Below are 1,849 nucleotides of genomic sequence, written 5' to 3' on the forward strand. Positions count from 1 at the left end.
ATTTCATTCCGCGTGCCGCGCGTGGGGCACCTCGGAGGCGCACGGAAAGTGCGGCCCGGCGACCACGTGCCGGCGCTCCCCCATGCGCGTCCGCGGGCCCACAGGGTGTCCAGGCAGCCACACTCGAGTGGTGTCCGGACGCGCTCGGGACGCGGGATTTCGGCGTGCAGACTGGAGGCGGAGGGGCGTGGCGGTCAACTGCGGGACCCCGGGAGTCGGCCGGAGCGCTAGGGTTGCCGGCCCATGGTGCTGCCTGTCCGATTCGTCCTCATGCGCCCGCGCAACGCGGAGAACCTGGGCGCCGCCGCCCGCGCCCTGAAGAACTGCGGCCTGTCCGACTGGGCCTGGGTGACGCCGGAGGTCGAGGACCTGTCTCCCGCGCACCGGCTCGCCGTGCACGCGGAGGACGTGCTGGGTGGGGTGAAGCGGCCGGACACGCTGGAGGCCGCCGTGTCCGACTGCGTCTGGGTGGTGGGGACGAGTTCGCGCAAGGTGGAGGGCAAACGCCGCCTGTCGCCCCGCGCTGTCGGTGAGGAGCTGGTGGCGAGGGCTGCGCAGGGTCCGGTGGCGCTCGTCTTCGGGGATGAGCGAAGCGGGCTCACCAACGCGGAGGTGGAGCGCTGCCACGACCTGTCCGCGGTGCCCACCGCGCCGGAGCAGCCCTCCATCAACCTGGCGCAGGCGGTGCTGCTCTACGCCTACGAGGTGCGGATGGCCGCGCTCGCCGAAAGCGCGCCGCCTCCCGGGCCCCTTCCGCTGGCTGCCACCGACGCGGAGCTGGCGCGGGTGGAGGCGACGCTGGAGACGCTGCTGACCACCGGAGGCTTCCTGGTGGACGAGCAGCCCGGGCGCACGGCGGTGAGGGACCTGTTCGCGCCCCTGCGGCGCTCCCGGCTCACGCGCAACGAGGCCCGGCTGTGGCTGGCAGCGCTGCACACCGTGCGAAAGAATTTCCCGCCCCCCAGGGACGGGGGCTGAGCAGGCAGGGGGACGTCCTGGCCCTTCGGGCAGGACCCTGGAGCGTCGCTACCTTTCACGGAAGTGCCGAACCCCGCTTGAGGGAGGAGCGCCACGTGAACCACATGCCTTACGAATCGATGGTCGTGGGAGGCACCGAGCCCGGCCCCGGCCAGCTTGCCCCGTCCCGCGAGGACCGCCCGGAGGAACCCGGCCGCACGCCCCTGACGGCGGAGGACGGCGAGTTCGAGGAGGAACCCCACCGCATGGCCAACGGCGACGAGCCCGGCCGCACACCCGGTTCCGCGGAAGGCGAGGATCCGGACGAACTCATCCGGAAGTAACCCCAACGCACCGCCGCCCCGCGCGGCTACAGTGCCGCGCCCATGCCTCGCAAGCCCGAACGGCCGCCGAAGTCCCCTCCCCGCCCCAACCGCTGGGAGGGCAAGGAGAAGCCGGACTGGCTGTCCCGGGCACTCGCGCGCGCGGGCGCCATGCCCCAGAAGGACGCGGAGGCCGCAATCAAGGCGGGCCGGGTGAGCATCAACGGCCACGTGGTGAAGACGCACCTGACGCCCGTGCCCCCCGATGCCGTGCTCAAGGTGGATGGCCTCCCGGTGCGCAAGGTGGCGCCCACGCACGTCCTGGCCTTCCACAAGCCCGCGGGCGTGCTGTCCTCCACCGCGCGCCAGCACCGCACCGGCACCGTGTTCGAGGTGCTGCTGCCCCAGCTTCCCACGGAGCTCGCGAGCTTCACGTGGCACGCGGTGGGCCGGCTGGATGTGGACACCACGGGCCTCTTGCTCTTCACCAATGACGACAAGCTGGTCGCCCACGCCACGTCACCGGAAACGAACCTGCCCAAGCGCTACGTGGCCACGGTGTTCAGCAT

General features: G+C 72.3%; 3 protein-coding genes. All 3 read left to right on the forward strand.

The features are described from left to right. Positions 1 to 243: 243 nt before the first annotated feature. Positions 244 to 978 carry an RNA methyltransferase gene (locus tag D7V88_RS41100; protein WP_120545907.1) on the forward strand — a complete coding sequence of 245 codons (735 nt, stop codon included), beginning with the start codon at positions 244 to 246 and terminating at the stop codon, positions 976 to 978. 104 nt (positions 979 to 1,082) lie between these two features. Beyond that, positions 1,083 to 1,301: a hypothetical protein gene (locus D7V88_RS41105; protein WP_120545908.1), complete on the forward strand. Its 219-nt coding sequence runs from the start codon at positions 1,083 to 1,085 to the stop codon at positions 1,299 to 1,301. A gap of 42 nt (positions 1,302 to 1,343) precedes the next feature. After that, a partial coding sequence (locus D7V88_RS41110) for a pseudouridine synthase (RefSeq protein WP_147449137.1) occupies positions 1,344 to 1,849 on the forward strand: 506 nt, incomplete at its 3' end.

It is taken from the genome of Corallococcus terminator (genome assembly GCF_003611635.1).
Classification (GTDB): Bacteria; Myxococcota; Myxococcia; order Myxococcales; family Myxococcaceae; genus Corallococcus; species Corallococcus terminator.

What these genes read in the sequence shown, in the direction of transcription:
- D7V88_RS41100 (WP_120545907.1), top strand. Translation starts at nt 244, where the DNA reads ATGGTGCTGCCTGTCCGATTCGTCCTCATGCGCCCGCGCAACGCGGAG.
- D7V88_RS41105 (WP_120545908.1), top strand. Translation starts at nt 1,083, where the DNA reads ATGCCTTACGAATCGATGGTCGTGGGAGGCACCGAGCCCGGCCCCGGC.